The 18,865-nt window shown below is 42.8% G+C and carries 19 protein-coding genes; 12 read left to right on the top strand and 7 right to left on the bottom strand.

Features of this window, described 5'->3' with window-relative positions; translation table 11 throughout:
- The 4 genes from B4K11_RS06240 to sixA all read left to right on the top strand — a co-directional run.
- The coding region (locus tag B4K11_RS06240; RefSeq protein ID WP_292959284.1) for a DEAD/DEAH box helicase at nt 1-1,161 on the top strand (1,161 nt) is incomplete at its 5' end.
- Complete coding sequence (locus B4K11_RS06235; RefSeq protein WP_292955118.1) at nt 1,136-1,357, top strand: hypothetical protein; 222 nt, start codon at nt 1,136-1,138, stop codon at nt 1,355-1,357. The genes B4K11_RS06240 and B4K11_RS06235, both read left to right, overlap by 26 nt.
- A gap of 23 nt (nt 1,358-1,380) precedes the next feature.
- Complete coding sequence (locus B4K11_RS06230) at nt 1,381-2,409, top strand: NAD(P)H-dependent glycerol-3-phosphate dehydrogenase (protein WP_292955121.1); 1,029 nt, start codon at nt 1,381-1,383, stop codon at nt 2,407-2,409.
- Entirely contained in the window at nt 2,406-2,858 is a 453-nt protein-coding gene (sixA, locus tag B4K11_RS06225) for a phosphohistidine phosphatase SixA (RefSeq protein WP_292955124.1), read from the top strand. The genes B4K11_RS06230 and sixA overlap by 4 nt, the downstream gene beginning before the upstream one ends.
- On the opposite strand, the gene B4K11_RS06220 is transcribed toward sixA, so the two are convergent.
- Complete coding sequence (locus B4K11_RS06220) at nt 2,806-4,614, bottom strand: PglL family O-oligosaccharyltransferase (RefSeq protein WP_292955127.1); 1,809 nt, start codon at nt 4,612-4,614, stop codon at nt 2,806-2,808. The two genes, sixA and B4K11_RS06220, sit on opposite strands and share 53 nt — an antisense overlap.
- A 108-nt stretch (nt 4,615-4,722) precedes the next feature.
- Between B4K11_RS06220 and B4K11_RS06215 the strand changes: the two genes are divergently transcribed.
- Genes B4K11_RS06215 through B4K11_RS06205 form a run of 3 tightly spaced genes read left to right on the top strand, consistent with a single transcriptional unit; the run spans nt 4,723 to nt 7,361 of the window.
- The gene (locus tag B4K11_RS06215; RefSeq protein ID WP_292955130.1) at nt 4,723-5,577 is read left to right on the top strand and encodes an alpha/beta fold hydrolase; all 855 of its coding nucleotides are present in this window, start codon (nt 4,723-4,725) and stop codon (nt 5,575-5,577) included.
- Complete coding sequence (locus B4K11_RS06210; RefSeq protein WP_292955133.1) at nt 5,570-6,445, top strand: DUF4892 domain-containing protein; 876 nt, start codon at nt 5,570-5,572, stop codon at nt 6,443-6,445. Before B4K11_RS06215 ends, B4K11_RS06210 begins: the two co-directional genes overlap by 8 nt.
- Nucleotides 6,446-6,467: 22 nt before the next feature.
- On the top strand, nt 6,468-7,361 hold the full coding sequence (locus tag B4K11_RS06205) for a patatin-like phospholipase family protein (protein WP_292955136.1): 894 nt from the start codon (nt 6,468-6,470) through the stop codon (nt 7,359-7,361).
- Nucleotides 7,362-7,386: 25 nt separating this feature from the next.
- On the opposite strand, the gene B4K11_RS06200 is transcribed toward B4K11_RS06205, so the two are convergent.
- Complete coding sequence (locus tag B4K11_RS06200; protein WP_292955139.1) at nt 7,387-7,941, bottom strand: Smr/MutS family protein; 555 nt, start codon at nt 7,939-7,941, stop codon at nt 7,387-7,389.
- A gap of 65 nt (nt 7,942-8,006) precedes the next feature.
- Between B4K11_RS06200 and prmB the strand changes: the two genes are divergently transcribed.
- The 4 genes from prmB (at nt 8,007) to B4K11_RS06180 (ending at nt 12,242) form a co-directional block, all read left to right on the top strand.
- Nucleotides 8,007-8,933: a 50S ribosomal protein L3 N(5)-glutamine methyltransferase gene (prmB, locus tag B4K11_RS06195; protein ID WP_292955142.1), complete on the top strand. Its 927-nt coding sequence runs from the start codon at nt 8,007-8,009 to the stop codon at nt 8,931-8,933.
- A 62-nt stretch (nt 8,934-8,995) separates the two neighbouring features.
- Complete coding sequence (gene aroC, locus B4K11_RS06190) at nt 8,996-10,087, top strand: chorismate synthase (protein WP_292955145.1); 1,092 nt, start codon at nt 8,996-8,998, stop codon at nt 10,085-10,087.
- A 108-nt stretch (nt 10,088-10,195) separates the two neighbouring features.
- Entirely contained in the window at nt 10,196-11,452 is a 1,257-nt protein-coding gene (locus B4K11_RS06185) for a threonine/serine ThrE exporter family protein (protein WP_292955147.1), read from the top strand.
- Between the two features lie 43 nt (nt 11,453-11,495).
- Nucleotides 11,496-12,242 (top strand): lytic transglycosylase domain-containing protein, encoded by a 747-nt coding sequence (locus tag B4K11_RS06180; RefSeq protein WP_292955150.1) that lies wholly within the window; start codon nt 11,496-11,498, stop codon nt 12,240-12,242.
- Between the two features lie 187 nt (nt 12,243-12,429).
- On the opposite strand, the gene B4K11_RS06175 is transcribed toward B4K11_RS06180, so the two are convergent.
- A complete protein-coding gene (locus tag B4K11_RS06175; protein ID WP_292955153.1) occupies nt 12,430-13,278 on the bottom strand; it encodes a LysR family transcriptional regulator in 849 nt (282 codons plus the stop codon).
- Nucleotides 13,279-13,420: 142 nt separating this feature from the next.
- On the opposite strand from B4K11_RS06175, the gene B4K11_RS06170 reads away from it, so the two are divergent.
- Nucleotides 13,421-14,107: a glutathione S-transferase family protein gene (locus B4K11_RS06170; protein ID WP_292955156.1), complete on the top strand. Its 687-nt coding sequence runs from the start codon at nt 13,421-13,423 to the stop codon at nt 14,105-14,107.
- Nucleotides 14,108-14,248: 141 nt separating this feature from the next.
- On the opposite strand, the gene B4K11_RS06165 is transcribed toward B4K11_RS06170, so the two are convergent.
- The 4 genes from B4K11_RS06165 to B4K11_RS06150 all read right to left on the bottom strand — a co-directional run bounded on the left by B4K11_RS06165 (nt 14,249) and on the right by B4K11_RS06150 (nt 18,418).
- Entirely contained in the window at nt 14,249-15,013 is a 765-nt protein-coding gene (locus tag B4K11_RS06165; RefSeq protein ID WP_414689249.1) for an amino acid ABC transporter ATP-binding protein, read from the bottom strand.
- Nucleotides 15,014-15,030: 17 nt separating this feature from the next.
- Nucleotides 15,031-16,134, bottom strand: a complete 1,104-nt coding sequence (locus tag B4K11_RS06160; RefSeq protein WP_292955162.1) for an amino acid ABC transporter permease — start codon at nt 16,132-16,134, stop codon at nt 15,031-15,033.
- Between the two features lie 4 nt (nt 16,135-16,138).
- Nucleotides 16,139-17,323, bottom strand: coding sequence for an amino acid ABC transporter permease (locus B4K11_RS06155; RefSeq protein WP_292955165.1), 1,185 nt, complete (start codon nt 17,321-17,323; stop codon nt 16,139-16,141).
- Nucleotides 17,324-17,398: 75 nt separating this feature from the next.
- Nucleotides 17,399-18,418, bottom strand: a complete 1,020-nt coding sequence (locus tag B4K11_RS06150) for an amino acid ABC transporter substrate-binding protein (protein ID WP_414689248.1) — start codon at nt 18,416-18,418, stop codon at nt 17,399-17,401.
- Nucleotides 18,419-18,865: the final 447 nt, after the last annotated feature.

Here is an 18,865-nt window from a genome sequence, read left to right as displayed (position 1 = left end):
GGTACGGGTAAAACAGCTGCATTCCTATTGGGTATTATTACTGACCTACTTGACTTCCCGCTTGCAGAGAACAGGCGTTTAGGGGAGCCGCGTGCTTTAATCGTTGCGCCCACTCGTGAACTTGCTCTACAGATTGCTGATGATGCTGAAGGGTTATCTAAACATACATCATTGCATGTAGTGAGTTTAGTGGGCGGCATGGATTATGATAAACAACGTCAGAAGTTGAAGAAGAAGCCGGTTGATATTTTGGTTGCTACTCCAGGGCGATTAATTGATTTTGTTAACCGTAAGGATGTCGATCTGTGGAATGTTGAAGTGCTTGTGTTAGACGAAGCAGACCGTATGTTGAGCATGGGCTTTATTCCTGATGTCCGCACGATCGTACGAAATACGCCTCGTAAGGGTACTGACCGTCAAACTTTGTTATACAGCGCAACTTTTACGGATGATATCTTAAATTTAGCTCAGCAGTGGACGTTAGATCCCGTTACGATTGAGATCGCTCCTGAAATTAAAACGACTGATAATGTGAGTCAGACCGTTTATTTAGTTTCTAAACAGCAAAAGTACCGTCTGTTACGTAATTATATGGATAAAGATCACGCGGAGAAGGTTATTGTTTTTGGTAATAGACGTGATGAAACACGTAAATTAGCAGAGAAACTCTCTCGTGATGGAATAAAAGCGGCACTTATGTCCGGTGAGATTCCTCAGCAGAAGCGCGTACGTACACTGGAAGATTTCCGTAGCGGAAAAATTCAAGTTTTAGTTGCGACAGATGTTGCTGGACGAGGTATTCATATTGATGGGGTAACTCACGTATTCAATTACCAGCTACCAGAAGATCCTGATGACTATGTTCACCGTATCGGCCGTACAGGGCGTGCTGGTGCAACCGGAGCTTCTATCTGTTTCGCTTGTGAGGATGATTCCTTCATGATTCCTGAAATTGAGGCTGAAACAGGCGTTAAACTTAATTGTGTTCACCCTGAAGCTGAATTGCTGGAGGAACCTAAGTCACAAACAATTAAGCCTCAGGATTCCAAACTTCCCGAATCTAATTCCGCGGAGCCTAAACCGCAGGAGTTTAAATCAGAGGTTTCGGTAGCTGAGAAAGATAGTGGTAGTGAGAATGCAACAAGACAAACACAGGACTAAGCGTCTGGCTAATATCGTTGCCGTAGTGTTCAGTGCGGTTATAGCCGCACTGGGTGTTGCCGGTTATCAACGTACTGAGGACCCTTTACAGTTACTGCTCTTTTTAGGCTTAGCCTGCTTGGGTTACTTTATTGTTATTTTATTGTTTAAGGGCATTAATAAAATGCTCGATAGTTTGGACGAATCAAGTCGATAAAGTGCGTGTTGGAATTAAATAGTATGTCGAAAATAAATAAAGTTGCCATATTGGGTGGCGGTAGCTTTGGCACTGTTATCGCCAATATGGTGGCAGAAAATGGTTTTGATGTTAATTTATGGCTTAGGGATGAAGCGTTAGCTGCACATATCAATCTAGCGCATGAAAATACGCGTTATTTACCGGAGTATAAGCTCTCTAGTCGTTTATTTGCCTCTACCTCGATAGAAGAGGTAGTAAAGGGGGCAGACATCGTCTTTGTGTCTATACCTAGCCAGTCCTTTCGACAAGTTGTAAGACAAGCTCGCGAATGGCTAAAGCCCGAGCAAATGTTAGTTTCGACGACCAAAGGTATAGAAGCTCAGACATTTAGTTTAATGAGCGAAATCCTGAGAGAAGAACTGCCTTTATCTCCTGTAGGTGTGTTGAGTGGGCCAAACTTAGCTAAAGAAGTTGCAAACCGCCATTTAACGGCAACCGTGATTGCGAGTGACTCCTCTGAGCTACGTAGTGCCGTTCAGGAGATACTTCACTCTTCCTACTTCCGAGTATATGCAAGCTCTGATACTTATGGCGTTGAGTTAGGTGGAACTTTAAAGAATATCTATGCAATTGCGGCGGGCTTAAGTGCTGCTTTGGGGATGGGTGAAAACACTAAAAGCATGCTGATGACTCGAAGCTTAGCTGAAATGAGTCGGTTTGCTGTCTGTATGGGGGCTAACCCTATGACCTTTATAGGTCTTGCAGGCGTCGGTGATCTAATTGTGACATGCATGTCCCCTTTAAGTCGTAACTACCGAGTTGGTTATGCTTTAGGAGAGGGTAAAACCTTAGAGCAAGCAGTTGATGCATTAGGGCAAGTAGCCGAAGGTGTGAGCACTATTAAGCACGTAAAAGAGAAAGCAGCAGAGATGAATGTTTATATGCCTTTGGTGAGCGGTCTCTACGAAGTAGTCTTTAATCATGCTCCGGTGGCGGAGGTTGTCAAAATGTTGATGATGAATGAGCAAAGTACAGATGTGGAATTTGTATTGCCTCGAGAGGGTGCATGAAGTTTTATCTGATGCGTCATGGAGAGGCTGAATTTACAGCTCCTTCAGATGCTCAGAGACACCTTACAGAGCAAGGTGTGGCTTTACTTAATCGTCGTTTAGATTCACTGAAACAAGAATTGCATGACATTAGCTGTATAATTCATAGTCCTTATGTCAGAACATTAGAAACTGCAGAACTCGTTTCAAGATGCTTTAATGTATCTGATCTGTACTCTTCAGATTTGTGGACCCCTGAGAGCAGCCCCGAAAAGGCTTTAGCATCACTAGAGCCTTATACTGAACATACCCCGCTTATCGTTACTCATATGCCGATCATCGCTTACGTTGAGGCTTTATGTTGTGAGGGTAATGTATCCTCCCCCCGCTCGTTTGGTTGCGGTGAAATTTCATCGATCACTGCTGACTGGCCGGCTGCTGGGTTGGGTGTTTTAACTCACCGTTTTTGAGCTTTTCTTGTTGAGTGGTACTTGCTGTGAATTTTCCCTCTAAGTGTAATAAGTCTTGATTTTGAGGGTAGATATCTAGTGCTTTCTGTAAAGTGTTATCCCGTTTTTCTATTTCATTGAGGTAATTGTAAGCTATAACTAAGTCTCTATAGCTACTGATAGCCGGAGTGGTTTTTAAGCTTTGTGTTGCCCAAGCTATATATTGTTCAGCAGCTCGGGTATCGGAATCATGAATGCCTAAATACATATTACGCCTAAGTAATAGGTAGGTTGTATATTCCCGGAAGTAGGCTGATTCTATAGATGATTCTAAGAATGCAGGATGGCTCTGGTTTCTTTTCAGATAATTTACAAGTCCCGCATTAGCGACTTGTGCATTAACTAGGGTGTAGCTGCTTAATATAGCTACAATCATAAAGAATATAGGTACTGTATTTTGAGCGGGCTTTGAAAGGACGTTTGTATTGAGTTCCTTCTTTCTGAATTGATGAGTCACAAAGAGTAAAAATAATAGTAGAAACCAGTGTGTGTTTGAAATATAGAAAGGTAGCTCTACTTGAGAATGGATAATTAACGGGAAGAATAAAGCTGCGTATGCCCAGCCCCTTTGCCAGCCTACTTTTATTAATTGTAGAAGGGTGAAAATAGTCGCTGCCAAAATTCCAATAATGGCAATAACTCCACCTTCGACTAACCAAAAAATAATTTCATTATGAGGATGGCTAAATCGAGGGGAGCGTTCTAGCTTAACCCCTCCTTTTATTTGGTAATCGGCTCTTTCCTCCTGGAATACTTTCTGGAAACTACCTAGCCCGTGACCAGTGATAGGGGCTTGAGTAAAAATGTCCCAAGAAAGCGTATATATATGCCAGCGTACATCTGCATCAAGTCCTCCTATTACGTTGTTCATTTTACTAGCGGTCGCCGTTAATCCGCTTTGCCCTAAAGTAGCGCCGATAAACACTGAGAGTGTGAGAGCGATAAACATGAACTTTGCGTTTTTTATTAGTTTCCAGCGACCAATTAATAACATGGAAAGCCCAATGATAGCGCTGATTAATCCCACCCGAGAGCCGCTATATGCAATTGAAAAGCTTGCGGTGATAGTTGCAATGATTAAGGTGAATTTTATTATGAAACTGAAATTTTGTAGCGTAGGACGGCTTGCTAGGTAGAATGAAAGAATAAGTAATGTAGCCATCAAAGAGGCTTGTAGATTAACTTGTTGGAAAATCCCTACTGCTTTATGTTCTGGGCTGACGGGTATTATATGCCCTAAATTTAGTGCCCCTGTTTGACTTTGAATAATACCGTAGGTCCCAGCAATTAACCCCATCGCTAATATGATGTAAAGGCTGCGTTCTATGTGTTTAGATTTAAGCTGAAATTGGAATAAACTGAGAAAGAAAAGGTACCCGCCAATAATGACTGAAATCCTTACAATCCATTCTGTTGGATTGTTATTATCGGCTACAAATCCGGTCACAAGCGCACCTATAGGTAATAACGCCAAACCTAGCCAGTGTTTAGGTAGAACAATTACTTTATTTTTGTAGATTAAAAAGCTTGCACTCGCAATAATCCAGCTTGCAACGATCCATAAACTACTATTGTGCGGAATGAAAAGGCCTTCTCCACCCAAATTAGGTTGGTAGTAAAAGGGTGCGATAAGAAAAAGGATGCCGAATAATATAAAAAATAAGCGTTGAGGTTTCTTTAGGCTAGAATCTTGTTCTAGTTGTAAGCCGGATATCATCAAAAATTCCAATTCATTAATTTTTCCCTTAAGTTTAAAGATCTTACTTTAATTTGAGATTATAGTAATTAAAGAAGCGCGATATATCAGTCGATTAGTTGAGGGAAAATGTTAAGTCATCGAGAGTATGTAGTTTCAGCTGCGGGTTATAACATCGCGATTGTTGAATATGGCGACCCTATTGGACGGCCTGTTTTAGCGTTACACGGGTGGTTGGATAATGCGGCAACGTTTTATGCTATAGGTGGCCATCTATCAGGTATACGGTTAATCGCGATGGATCTTGTGGGTCATGGACGTTCTGATCATCGTCCAGCACAAATGCCATATCACTTGTGGGATAACGTGGCTGATATATATGAAGTGATGAAGGCGTTAGAGTTAAAAAAAGCTGATTTTGTCGGTCACTCCATGGGGGCGAGTATTGCAATGTTATTTGCTTCCTCTTTTCCCAAAATGGTTGATAAGCTCCTCTGTATCGAAGGTCTAGGTCCGCTTGTTTATGAAGTTGATGATTTACCATCCCTATTATCTGAAGCGATAACTAAACGGCATAGAATGGCATCTCGTACGCTTACACCATACGCTAGTTTTGAAGATGCGGTTTTAGCCCGTATGAAGGGACGTTGGCCAGTCTCAAGAGAGGCCTCAGAGGCGCTGTTGGAACGAGGTTTAACGAGAACAGATAAAGGTTATATGTGGAGTAACGATTCTAAGCTTCTTCTCCCCTCACTTATACGTTTTAGTTCTGAACAGGTTTATTCATTTCTTCAGAAACTTGAATCAGAAGCTATAGTGATAATAGGTGATGAGGGTGCGAGTGAAAGCATTATTAATCGCTGGCTAGATAGCATTGAGCATCTCGACGTTATTAAATTAAAAGGAGGTCATCATCTTCATCTTGATCCTCCTGTAGCACAGTTTTTGGCAGATAGGATAAATAGTTGGGCGCGTTATGAATAGAGAAAATGAACGGTCAATTATGCAGTTTGGAATTTTAGGTTTTAGCAGGACTATTGTTAGATGTTTCAGCACCTTTGTGTTGATTTTTACATCTTTGTTAACAGTAGCTAAAGCCGATGTTTTAAACTCGTCGGATTATCCGGGTATCTCACGTTCCTCCGGTTCCACTATTGTTCAGTATGAGGAACGTGATTCAGATTATCGTTTTATTTTGGGCAGTTTGAAGAAAATAAACGGTGTATTAGTTCGTGAAAAAGAGCAAAATTTAAACGGTCGGCTTTATCGAATCACTTATAAAGTGCCTGAGCGTTTCACCCCTCAAGAAGCTTTTTTACATATAGACCAACAAATTCTACAGCTAGGGGGTGGCAAGCTTTTTCAGTGTGTAAGTCGCGCATGCGGTAGTAGTAACCAATGGGCAAATAAAGTTTTTGGCTATTCTCGGTTATATGGTTTTGATGAATCTCAGTCGTTTGCTTCCTATCAATTGGGTAATCAATATTTTTCACTTTATTCCGTACAGCGCGGTAATAAACAAATTTACTTACGTTTAGAGGTGCTTGTAACAAAGCCCTTAGATTTTCAGGCATTACTAGCAAAGGGGCTAGGCGTTCCTTTTGCTAATGAAAATGAGATACCAATGATTAAGCAATATATGGCTGATAATTCAGATAAGTTGTTATGGCTAGTTGGGAGAAATAATGATGATGTTACTACTCAAGAGCAACTAGCGAGGGCGAACGAATCAGTCAATCGCTTAAAATTAGCTTTAATCGAACAGGGGGTTGATGCGGTGAGGATTAAACTTCATTCGCTTGGTGGTTTTGCCCCAGAAAGGGATGCTGAGATATTAATGTATGTAGAATAAGTATCAACTGAAGGAATAGCTTATGGCAACGGTTTCACTGGTATTAGGTAGTGGTGGTGCACGTGGCTATGCTCATATAGGGGCTATTGAGGAGATAGAACGACGAGGGTATGAGATCGTTTCTGTTTCAGGTAGTTCTATGGGCGCGCTTGTTGGCGGAATGTATGCTGCGGGAAAACTGCCTGAATATAAGAAGTGGGTGATCTCTCTTAATTGGATGAGAGTGGTGCGTTTACTCGATTTTACTTTGTCTCGAGGTGCCATTCGAGGTGATAGGATTTTTGTTCAATTAACTAAGATTCTAGGCGCCCTTAAAATTGAGGACTTGGGATTAGATTTTACAGCGGTTTCAGCTGATATTGCTCATCAAAAAGAGGTTTGGTTTCAAAAGGGATCTTTGATTGACGCTATTCGAGCTTCCGTGGCTGTACCAGGTTTGTTTACCCCAGTTATGCAGGATGGCCGTGTGCTCGTTGATGGTGGTATTCTTAACCCCTTACCCATAATACCAGTTGTTGCGGCTCAGGCTGATTTCATTATCGCTATCGATCTGAATACGGGGGATTCCAGCCATAGTCATATAGCACTGCCGAGTAACCAGTACCTAAAGCGCAGTGGTATGAGTGATGAATGGAATATGCCAGAGTCTGAAGTAGCCGATCAAAGAGATGAGCCTACCGCTAAGGCCGACCAGATTGGTGGCAGAATGGATGTGCTATTGAACTCAGTGGAAGTGATGCAAGCGAGTTTGGCTGAGTATAAAATTGCAGGTTACCCGCCCGACCTTCTTATTCGTATCCCTAAAGATTTATGCAGCTTTTATGACTTTCATCGAGCAGAAGCCGCTATTGAATATGGTCGCCTAGCTGCGCGCGATAGATTGGAAGCATTGGAAAAAGGCGAACCAATTAATTAGGTGATCAAATAGCTATATATAATCGTTACTTTTCTCTTTTTAGTAAAACATAAAGAGCGCCTGTGCCCCCGTCTTTTGCTTGAGCGGAACAAAAGGCGAGAACGCCCGTTAATCGCTTTAGCCATTCGTTAACATATGATTTTATCATCGCTTGATCACTACCCGATGAGTGCGCTTTACCGTGAATAACAATAATACAGCGGCATTTGTTTCTTCTTGCATCAAATACAAATCGGCTTAGTTGGTCCCTTGCTTGATCAATTGTATAGCCGTGTAGGTCTAAACCTTGTTCCCAGGGTATATGACCCTGCTTGAGTTTTTTAAGTACTCGTAACTGGACACCCGGGTTTGCAAATAAGAGTTCTTCGCTTGATTCAACTAGATTAACAGCCTCATCGGATAAACCATCGATAACTTTCTCTTCCTCAAGTGTTGCGGCTTGTCTTCGGTAGAGGGTATTAAGCTTATTTTTAGAAGTTGTCGACTTGGTATCCGCTTTATCATGCTTATGTCGGCTGACACCTTGCATTGCATCGAGAAAAGATTGCTCTTCATTTTTATTCTCATTCGGGTCTTTCATGGTGTTCCTAAGCAATTTTTATTAAGATGGCGGCCTTTAATTAGCAAATTATCGGTCCAGAGTACATGAGCGATCAACCCCTGTTTTATAATACAGTTAAAAATGAGCTGCATAGCCTTAGAGATTATATCCGATTTGCGATGAGTCAGTTTGGTGAGTATCGGGTGTTTTTCGGTCATGGTACTGATAATGCTTGGGACGAAGCGACGCAGTTAGTCTTGGCCGCTGTTCACTTACCCTGGAATACAAACCCTGCTGTGCTGGAAGGTCGTCTGACTGAAACTGAGAAAGAGCGGGTATTAGATTTTATTAAGCTGCGTGCAGTTGGGCGTAAGCCGTTACCGTACATCACTCATGAATCGTGGTTTTGCCAATTACCCTTTTTTGTTGATGAGCGAGTGCTTATCCCCCGGTCGCCAATCGCTGAATTGATTCAAGCTGAGTTTTCTCCCTGGTTACGTGAAGGCCCAGTTCATCGGGTATTGGATCTATGTACAGGAAGTGGTTGTATCGGAATTGCTTGTGCGTATGCGTTTCCTGATGCTGAAGTCGATCTGGCTGATATTTCCGATGATGCGATCGATGTTGCGAACATTAATATTGAAAAGCATGAGATGCTTGATAGAGTGAATGCAATTCAAAGTGATCTATTTTCCGGTTTAAAGGGTAAAACTTATGATCTTATTGTAAGTAACCCTCCTTATGTGGATGAAGCCGATCTAGCTTCAATGCCTCAGGAGTACGATCATGAGCCTGCTTTGGCTTTGGGGTCAGGGCCTGATGGGCTTGATATTACCCGGCGTATTTTGAGAGAAGCTTCTGATTACTTAACCGATGACGGTTTGCTGGTGGTCGAAGTAGGAAACAGTGAAGTACACATGATGACTGAGTATCCAGAACTACCCGTAGTTTGGTTGGAATTTGAGCAAGGTGGGAATGGCGTATTTACGATTACGGCTCAAGACCTTCTGGCATTCAGAGATAGCATATAATTTGCTATAATCGCGTGTCTAGATTTTATATTTATTTTTTTGTTGCTTAATGGATCCATACAATGTCAGGAAATAGCTACGGTAAACTGTTTACGGTAACCACATTTGGCGAGAGCCACGGTAAGGCGCTCGGGTGTATTGTGGATGGTTGCCCTCCCGGCATTGAGCTGTCTGAAGCTGATCTTCAGCTGGATTTGGATCGAAGAAAACCTGGAACCTCTAGACATACAACACAACGCCGTGAAGCTGATGAGGTTGAGATCCTTTCGGGTGTTTTTGAGGGTAAGACAACAGGTACGCCGATAGGGTTGCTGATTAAAAATACAGATCAGCGCTCTAAAGATTATTCAAATATTGAAGAAACGTTCCGTCCGGCACATGCGGATTACGTGTATACCCATAAATATGGTTTCCGTGATTATCGCGGTGGTGGACGTTCTTCTGCGCGTGAAACGGCGATGCGAGTAGCAGCAGGCGCCATTGCTAAGAAGTTTCTTGCATCTAAAGGGGTTGAGGTTAAAGGCTATCTTTCTCAGTTAGGTCCTTTGAAGATTGATCAGGCCAAGTTCGATTGGAACGAAGTGCATAACAATCCATTCTTTAGCCCTGATGCCGCTGTTGTTGAGCAGATGGAAAACTATATGGATGATCTTCGTAAGGAGGGTAATTCCGTCGGTGCTAAAATTAGTGTCGTCGCTAGCGGAACGCCTGTGGGTTTAGGTGAGCCTATTTTTGACCGCCTTGATGCTGAGCTAGCTCATGCATTGATGAGTATTAATGCTGTGAAAGGGATTGAAATTGGCGATGGCTTTGATTGTGTAGCGCAAAAAGGTACAGAGCATCGTGATGAGATGACTCCAGACGGTTTCTTATCCAACCATGCGGGAGGTATTTTAGGCGGCATTTCTACAGGACAAGACATTGTTGCTCACATAGCACTAAAGCCAACGTCTAGCTTGCGTTTGCCCGGTCGTAGTATTAACAGCCGCGGTGAAGAGATTGAGGTGGTCACTAAGGGACGTCATGATCCATGTGTGGGTATTCGTGCAACGCCTATAGCTGAGGCTATGATGGCCATTGTCTTGATGGATCATATGTTGCGTCATCGAGGACAAAATGCAGACGTTCAATGTGACGTACCTGTGATCACTTGATGTCTTAATATTTCGCGATACACTTTTTAGAAGGATAAATTAGCGATAATTTATCCTTCTTTGCTTTTCGGGCTATGGCCTTTTCATTTTTTCTTAAAGAGCCGAATTATGTCTTTCGATTTGCTCGATCACTATTCACTAGCTAAAGAGCCAAATTTTCCACCGAGAACTTTGCCTGTTGGCTTTATGCTGCGTTTAGCTAAAGCGTTGCACACGCATGGTATGACCGCCTACGAGCTTGAAAATACGATGAAGCGTATGGGGGAAAAGTTAGGTTTTGGTGTTCAGTGTTTAGCGCAGCCGACCAATTTGATAATGAGTTTTTCTCATCCAGAGGAGCCTGAACCTAAAACGTACGTCTTTCGGGTTGAACAGGGTGAGGTTAATCTGGAAAGACAGATCCAAGTTCAAGACGTAGTGAGTTCGGTTCTTGATGAAACCTTAACGGTAGAAGAGGGAGCTGGGCGATTAAAAGAGATCGCTAATACCCCAGTGCGTTTTGGTATTAAGGGACAGATGGCTGGATTTGGCTTATTGTCAGGGTGTATTGCCCAACTATTAGGGGGCGCTGTTTCAGAGATTATCGTCGCTCTTGTGATGGGGATGGTTACAGGTTTAATTGCTGTTCGCTTTTTAAAAACGGAATCCCTTAAATACCTGTTCCCAACACTTTCGGCTATTATCTCAGCCTTGTTGGCTAATTTCGTCGCTAGTTTAGGTTGGCTTTCTGCTCCGTATATAGCCACAGTTGCAGGGGTTATTGTACTTGTGCCTGGGTTACTTTTAACAACTGCGGTTGCTGAACTTGCGCGTCAGAATATGGTTTCAGGTACTGCTCGATTAGTTTACGCAGGTACTATATTTCTACAGATAGGCTTTGGTGTAGCGATCGGTAATGCTATTGGTGCGGTTGTGTTTCCGGTTCAGGCTATTCAAACTGAATGGTTTTTGCCCGCTTGGACATTATGGCTTTCTATCGCCATCGGTAGTGTGGGGCTTTGTTTCCTTTTTCAGGGGCGGCCTAAAGATCTACCTTGGATTATACTGGGAGGTCTAACCGCGTTTGCTACTACATGGTACGGCGCGCAACTGTTTGGGCAAGTGATGGGGGCTTTTGTTGGCGCATTTGTAACAGGTTTAGGCGCTAACCTTTTTGAGCGTCTATCCGGTATCACCCGATCTGTCATGCTTATGCCGGGCATTATTTTACTTGTTCCGGGGAGTGTAGGCGTTCAAAGTTTATCTCTATTGGTTGAGAAAAATGTCTTAGAAGGTATTGATACCGCATTTAGTATGAGTTTTGTTGCGATTGCACTGGTAACGGGTTTACTTTTCTCCTCTCTAATTTTACCGCCGAAGGAATAATGATAGAAGAAGAGGGCTGGCCATTGGAGGGCTAACTGCTAATATGCCAATTATGCATAGTAACTTTTTAAGTTTTTGGAATATAAGAACTCTTATTATCAGTTTATTGATGATGGCTTTCTGTACTGTTTCTTCCGTTTATGGCGCAGGCGTTCGCAAAATAGTGCACCCTGATGGTCGAGTGGAATATACAAACCTTTCTGATAAACAGCGTGGTGTTCATTATACCAATAAGAGCAAAAGCTCTACGCAAAGTATCTATAAGTATCGTAATGATAAAGGAGTGATTACGTATACTGATCAGCGTCCTATTAACTTGAACTATGAAGTCTTAAGGTTTGATTGTTATGCCTGTAGTGTCGCGTCTACGGTTAATTGGCATAGCACTCCATTGAATACCGATGCTTATCAGAATCAGGTGAAGGCCATGTCAAATAAATATGGCGTTGATGCGGCACTTGTACGAGCGGTTATTCATGCCGAGTCTGCCTTTCGGGTGAATGCGGTTTCTAGAGCTGGTGCTCAGGGGTTGATGCAGTTGATGCCCGCGACAGCACGTGATCTAGGTGTTACAAACAGCTTGAATGCAAACCAAAATATTGAAGGGGGAACGAAGTATCTGGCAGAGCTTTTGAAACGTTTTTCTGGCGATATTGCATTAGCTACAGCTGCTTATAACGCTGGGCCTGGCGCTGTGACACGATATAATGGAATCCCCCCCTATGCCGAAACGCAAGCGTACGTAAAGCGAGTGGCCATATTGAAGACTCGATACGCGCAAGTTAATTAGGGCGTTTGTGAATGTCTCTTAAGTTTTTCAGTAAATAGCGATTCGGATTTGTACGATTCGGTATGTGATGGAATGACGCGCTATTTAAAAGCTGCAACGTAAAGTGGGAGGTTAATCTAATGCTCGCCCGTAGAGTTTATCTGCAGTTCGATTAGGTGATTGGCTGTGCATGTCTCAGATTTCTTTTTCACAAGATAGACTCTCTGAAAAGGCGACTTACTTCTGATGCTACTCCTGCGCTGAACATTGGGTGGGGAATCGGTGCTACAGCAAGCACGATATCTACTGAAGGAAGAGCTGGCATCGTCATGTTATTAATGATTACTAAATCATTAGGTACACTGGATCTGGCCATAGCACTAATACCTAACCCTCTACGTAGTAAGCTTTTAATGGTTGTCGCACTAGAAGAGCTACAAAGTAATCTATAATTCTTTCCTTGTTTCTCTAAACCGTCTACAGCAGTGCTGTGAAATTTACAGTCCGCCTCATATAGGATTAGAGGGAGAGGGTTGCTGTGCATAAGATCTTCGTAACCGCCGTGTATCCAAACCCCTGAATCATGTCTAAGTAGATACCCCTCTTCCACGTCAGGTGAACGGGTCAGAATGGCTATATCTATCTCTCCAGCATCCAGCTTTAAGCGTAATTGGCTACTACAATCACAACAGATTTGAATATTCTGATGTGGAAGTTTATCCAAGATTATTTGAGTGATGTGCGGAAGTATCGACTCAGCGTAATCATCGGGGCAGCCAATGATGAGTGGGGGGTGCCCCTCGCCCTGAGAGAGGCTTCCTAACGCCTCGTCATGCAAGGAGAGTATCTTTCTGGCATAACTAACTAAAAGCTGCCCATGCTCTGTTAGCGCAAGATTACGTCCCTCTTTTATAAACAAGCGCTTACCAGTGTCGTCCTCTAGCTTTTTCATCTGCATACTAATGGCGCTTTGGGTGCGGAAGGTTTGTTTCGCCGCGCGGGTAAAGCTGCCTGTATCAACAAAAGCTAGAAAGCTCCTTAGCGCATCAATATCCATTTACTGTCTCATTCAAATAGGGGCAGGGTATCACCTATCAGGTTTTCCAATAGGTGCCATCAAAACTATTCGTTAGTCATACGAAATGCAAGTTGCCAGAATGGTACTTCTTAGGATTTATAGTGTGGAAAGGGGAGTTGAAATGGAATTAATTATTGGTAATAAAAATTATTCGTCCTGGTCTCTGCGAGGTTGGTTAATACTTAAAGCGTTTGATCTTCCTTTTAGTGAAAAAAAGCTATCACTTTTTACTGAATCATTTTATCAAGAGCTTGAACAGGTTACGCCTGTCGCAAAAGTCCCCGTGCTGGTGGACGGTGATATTAAAGTTTGGGATTCTTTAGCGATTTGTGAATATGTAAATGAGCAGTATCTTGAAGGGAAAGGTTGGCCGGTAGATCCTAGTCAGCGTGCTGTTGCACGAGCGGTAGTGGCGGAAATGCATTCTGGCTTCTCTGCTCTACGTAATGAAATGCCTATGAATTGCCGTGCTAATAGGTCTTTGGAGTTGAGTGATGGCGCGCTCAATGATGTATCTCGTATCGATAAGCTTTGGCAGCACTGCTTACAGCAGCGTTCTAATAACTTAAGCAGTGTGCGTCAAAATGATAGCGATAATCATGATTGGTTATTTGGCCAATTTAGCATAGTGGATGTGTTTTATGCACCGGTGGCTTTGCGCTTTCAAACTTATGGCATAGAACTTTCTGATGTTTCGCGTGCGTATCAGGCGCGTGTATTAAATCATCCTGCCATTCAGGATTGGATCAATGATGCTTTACAAGAAACAGAAGTCGTTGCTGAAGATGAGGCCGGTGTGGAGCGGTAAGCTTCAAACATTAATGGAAGGGCTTAAATGCAAGAGCTTAAGTTGATGAAAAGCCGCGCCTGTCATCAGGGGCGGCTTTGAGTGTTCAAGAAAGCTCGCTGGAGGTACTTTCTTGGAAACTAGGTTGTTTTAGCCAGAAAATTAGTGATCTAAAATCTGACTTAAGAACAGCTGTAGTCTATCGGTCTGAGGGTTCTGGAAGATCTCTTCAGGTGTGTTTTGCTCAACGATCTCACCTGCATCCATAAAGATAACGCGGTCGGCGACCTTCTTAGCAAACCCCATCTCATGAGTTACGCAGAGCATGGTCATGCCTTCTTCGGCAAGTTCAACCATGACATCGAGTACCTCTTTGATCATCTCTGGGTCAAGTGCTGAGGTAGGTTCATCGAATAACATGATTTCTGGATTCATGCACAGTGAGCGAGCGATAGCGACACGCTGCTGCTGACCACCGGAAAGTTGTCCCGGAAACTTAAGCGCTTGATCTGGAATTTTGACGCGCTCCAGATACTTCATGGCTGTAGCTTCCGCTTCTTTTTTCGGCTTCTTCTGAACCCAGATAGGGCCCAGCGTTAAGTTCTCAAGAATAGTGAGGTGCGGAAACAGATTGAAATGCTGGAAAACCATACCAACTTCACGCCGAATAGCCTCAATATTTTTCACATCTTCAATCATTTCCACGCCGTTGACGATAAGAGAGCCACGTTGAAACTCTTCTAGGCGATTGATACAGCGAATCATTGTCGATTTGCCTGAACCTGAAGGGCCGCAGATAACGATACGCTCCCCTTTTTTAACGCGAAGATTAATATCCTTCAATACATGGAAGTCGCCATACCACTTATTGAGGTCTTTAATAACGATGATATCGTCATTACTTTCGATGCTTTGTTCGTGTTCAATGCTCACAAAGATGCCCCTTAATTTTTATGGCTAGTGTCTAGCTTACGTTCGATGGAGTTGCTGATCATGGACATACTAAAACAGCAGATCCAAAAAACGACAGCGACAAATAAATAACCTTCAGTTGAATGCCCGCCTAACCAGTTAGAGTTGGTTAGGGCTGTTTGGGTTGTACTGAGCATCTCGAAAATGCCGATAATTAATAAGAACGTAGTGTTCTTAAACAGCATGACAAAGGTTGCCAAAATGTTTGGCATGGAGATTTTTATAACTTGCGGCAAAATAATCAGTAAGGTTTTTTGCCAAAAGTTTAGACCTAATGAATCAGCTGCTTCGTATTGACCTTTTGGAACGGCTTGGAAGCCGCCGCGAAATACTTCTGCCATATAGCCAGACATAAAGAGTGTTAATACGATCCATACACGGACAAGTTTGTCGACATTGGTTCCTTCTGGAAAAAACAATGGCAACATAACAGAGCCCATAAAGAACAGAGCCAAGACCGGAACACCACGGAAGAACTCGATAAGCACGATACTGACACTTCGAATAAAAGGCATATCCGAGCGGCGCCCAAGTGCCCAAAGAAAGCTTAATGGAAAGGCGACAATAATACTGGCCGCTGCTAGAAGGACGTTAAGTGTGAATCCCCCCCAGTAATCAGTAGACACATATTCGAGTCCAATCCAGCTGCCATCCAAAAATAAAATAGAGATAAATGGAAGAAGTAAAAATAGTGGAATCGCTATTTTATTTCGCAGATCTTTATTTAATTTAAAGGAAGCAATGATAATTGCGACAAGGCCGATGAGGCATAAGTTTACTCGCCAGATCTCTTCAACAGGATAGCTGCCGTAGAAAAACTGTTTAGACCATGCAATGACAAAGACCCAGCAGGCGCCATTCTCATTAGTGCAGGCAGATTGTGTGTTACCAACCCAGTTAGCTGAAATAAATAACCAGTCGACTAGCGGTGGGATCACTGTGGCAAAGAATGCAATGATCGCAAGTGTCACAATCGTATTTACAGGTGAAGAAAACAGGTTTTCTTTCATCCAGTGAATAGGACCAATCGTATCGTTGGGCGCAGGTTGAGCGGGTAAAGGTTTAAATTCTTTCATAGCATCAATTCCGCTCAGCTAGTTCAACGCTTGCATTGAATCGATTCATTACAAACGAGATAGACATATTAATGACAAAATAAACCGCCATGGTCATAAAGACGATCTCAATCGCCTGACCGGTTTGGTTTAGTGTTGTCCCCACAAAAACAGTAAAAAGGTCTGGATAGCCAATTGCGGTAGCGAGCGTGGAGTTTTTTACCAAACTTTGGTACTCACTGTTAAGAAGAGGCGTAATCACGCGCATAGCCTGTGGAACTATGATCAGTTTCATGATCTTGCTCTCTTTCAAACCTAGGCTTCTTGCCGCTTCCCTTTGTCCTTGAGGAACAGCTTGAATCCCTGCACGAACTGCTTCTGCGATAAAAGCGCCTGTATAAATAGTGAGCGCCAACGCAAGAGCCATAAGCTCTGGGATAACTGTAATACCGCCACGGAAGTTAAAACCTTTAAGGGCGGGGAAGTCCCAGATAAAAGGAAAACCTGATACAAATAAAGCGAGTAGTGGCAGACCTAAAAGTATACCAATGCTGGTTGAAAGAACTGGAAATTGTTGCCCTGTCTCATTCTGCCTGTTTTTGGCCCAGCGAATGAGTATGAATATGCCTGCAATCGCTGCTGCAATAGCACCATAGACAATACCTGCGCCTGATTCAGCAATTAGCCCTGGGAAATAGAGCCCTCGGACATTAAGAAAAATCATTTCACCAAAGCTCATACTCTGACGTGCACTTGGTAGCGCTGCCAAGACTGCGAAGTACCAGAAGAAAATTTGCAAAAGTAGGGGGATATTACGGAAGGTTTCAATATAGGCAACGGCAAGTTTACGGATCAGCCAGTTATGGGAAAAGTGTGCAATCCCCATAAGAAAGCCGACTATTGTCGATAAAATAATGCCTATGGTTGAAACTAAAATTGTATTTAGTAGGCCTACAATAAATGTGCGCCCATAAGTGTGAGTAGCATCGTAGGGGACTAGCGACATTAAAATGTCGAAACCCGCGGTGGTGGATAGGAAGTCATAACCGCTTTTAATGCCGCGTGCTTCCATGTTCGCTAAGGTATTAGAAACGATCCCATAAAAGAAATAGGCTAATCCGATCAAAAGTAAAAATTGATAGATCAGAGAGCGATTTCTAGGGTTGTTGAAGAAGGAGGGTGAGGATTTCACCAATGGCTTTTCAGGCATAATTAAGCACTTATCTTCAGAAGGTTAATAGTAAACATAGCAGAGGGACACGAATGTCCCTCTGTTTTTTTCTTATTAACGTACTGGCGAAGAGTACATAATGCCGCCCTTGTTCCATTGGGCGTTAAGTCCACGAGAGATTTTTAGTGGTGAACCTGTACCTACATTACGCTCAAAGCTTTCTGCGTAGTTACCGACTTGCTTCACAATGTTGTAACCCCACTCAGCAGGGATTCCCATTTTTGAGCCAGAATCACCTTCTGATCCCATTAGGCGTTTTTGTGATGGGTTGCCTTCTGCTTTTGCTTTATCAGCAGATGCGCTGTCGATACCTAAAAATTCAGCCTCAACCATTGCCATTAAAGACCAGCGAACTACGTTAAACCAAGCGTCATCGCCCTGGCTTACAACAGGACCTAGTGGTTCTTTAGAAATTACTTCAGGAAGTACCATTGCCGAAGCAGGATCTTTTAGGCCGATACGTAGTGCGTATAATTGTGATTGGTCGGATGTAAGTACATCGCAGCGGCCGCTTTCGAAGCCTCCACGTGTTTGGTCAGACGTATCGAAAGTAATCGCTTTATAAGTAATGCCGTTAGCACGGAAATAATCGGCTAGGTTCAATTCACTGGTTGTACCTGCTTGGATACAGACTGCTGCTCCGTCAAGCTCTAGTGCACTTTTAACACCTAGATCTTTGGAAACCATAAAGCCTTGCCCATCGTAATAGTTTACGCCAGCGAAATTTAAGCCAAGCGATGTATCACGAGTATGTGTCCAAGTGGTATTACGTGAAAGAATATCTATTTCACCTGATTGAAGAGCGGTGAAACGTTCTTTAGCTGTTAATGGTTTATATTGAACTTTACTAGCATCACCTAAAACTGCAGCAGCAACCGCGCGGCATACGTCTACATCTAGACCGCTCCAAGTGCCATGCTCATCCTTCTGTGAGAAACCTGCTAAACCTGTACTCACACCACAAGATACATTGCCACGTTTTTGCACATCTTCTAGGGTGCCAGCTTGCGCGCCAAAAGATAAACCAATCGCTAAACTCGTAGCAATAACTGAGGTAACTCGTTTCATCATCATTCTCCGTCAAGTGTGTTGGCGACGCCGCCTTTTTTATAGTTTTTATTGTTGAAATTAGAAAGCGCAGTAAGTTTTAAAAATTGTCTTATAGAGTCTAGAAGAATATAGACCTATGCGTGGTTTAAATTAGACTTTAGTATTACTATTCTGTTTGGTCCCTATTTACGGGGGCTGTAGCCTATTATTGGATTATCTAATATGTGAGATTTTTACTCCGAAACGAAACTTTTGTACTGAAATTGGAAAAATCTTGTTTGGGTTTGAGCTCAAAAGTTAGTAAACGTGATCTGAATTGTTAGTTTTAGTGTTAAGACATCCACTGATTAAAGGCTTTGTTTTTCCGCTGTTTCGCGGTATAAATGCGCGCAAATAAACACACCTATATGGTGTTAAAGCTGATAACTTTAAAAGTATTTGAGAGGGCTTTATTTGGCTATTTCTCAAATA

The sequence above is a fragment of the Neptuniibacter sp. UBA6509 genome (genome assembly GCA_002435145.1).
Lineage (GTDB): Bacteria > Pseudomonadota > Gammaproteobacteria > Pseudomonadales > Balneatricaceae > Neptuniibacter.
This window is presented reverse-complemented; position numbering and strand designations above follow the sequence as displayed.

Coding starts and splice junctions, on each gene's coding strand:
- B4K11_RS06230 (WP_292955121.1), top strand. CDS start 1,381: ATGTCGAAAATAAATAAAGTTGCCATATTGGGTGGCGGTAGCTTTGGC.
- B4K11_RS06160 (WP_292955162.1), bottom strand. CDS start 16,134: ATGAAAGAATTTAAACCTTTACCCGCTCAACCTGCGCCCAACGATACG.
- prmB (WP_292955142.1), top strand. CDS start 8,007: ATGAGCGATCAACCCCTGTTTTATAATACAGTTAAAAATGAGCTGCAT.
- B4K11_RS06220 (WP_292955127.1), bottom strand. CDS start 4,614: ATGATATCCGGCTTACAACTAGAACAAGATTCTAGCCTAAAGAAACCT.
- B4K11_RS06205 (WP_292955136.1), top strand. CDS start 6,468: ATGGCAACGGTTTCACTGGTATTAGGTAGTGGTGGTGCACGTGGCTAT.
- B4K11_RS06155 (WP_292955165.1), bottom strand. CDS start 17,323: ATGCCTGAAAAGCCATTGGTGAAATCCTCACCCTCCTTCTTCAACAAC.
- B4K11_RS06150 (WP_414689248.1), bottom strand. CDS start 18,418: ATGATGATGAAACGAGTTACCTCAGTTATTGCTACGAGTTTAGCGATT.
- B4K11_RS06170 (WP_292955156.1), top strand. CDS start 13,421: ATGGAATTAATTATTGGTAATAAAAATTATTCGTCCTGGTCTCTGCGA.
- B4K11_RS06185 (WP_292955147.1), top strand. CDS start 10,196: ATGTCTTTCGATTTGCTCGATCACTATTCACTAGCTAAAGAGCCAAAT.
- B4K11_RS06175 (WP_292955153.1), bottom strand. CDS start 13,278: ATGGATATTGATGCGCTAAGGAGCTTTCTAGCTTTTGTTGATACAGGC.
- aroC (WP_292955145.1), top strand. CDS start 8,996: ATGTCAGGAAATAGCTACGGTAAACTGTTTACGGTAACCACATTTGGC.
- B4K11_RS06180 (WP_292955150.1), top strand. CDS start 11,496: ATGCCAATTATGCATAGTAACTTTTTAAGTTTTTGGAATATAAGAACT.
- B4K11_RS06200 (WP_292955139.1), bottom strand. CDS start 7,941: ATGAAAGACCCGAATGAGAATAAAAATGAAGAGCAATCTTTTCTCGAT.
- B4K11_RS06215 (WP_292955130.1), top strand. CDS start 4,723: ATGTTAAGTCATCGAGAGTATGTAGTTTCAGCTGCGGGTTATAACATC.
- B4K11_RS06210 (WP_292955133.1), top strand. CDS start 5,570: ATGAATAGAGAAAATGAACGGTCAATTATGCAGTTTGGAATTTTAGGT.
- sixA (WP_292955124.1), top strand. CDS start 2,406: ATGAAGTTTTATCTGATGCGTCATGGAGAGGCTGAATTTACAGCTCCT.
- B4K11_RS06235 (WP_292955118.1), top strand. CDS start 1,136: ATGCAACAAGACAAACACAGGACTAAGCGTCTGGCTAATATCGTTGCC.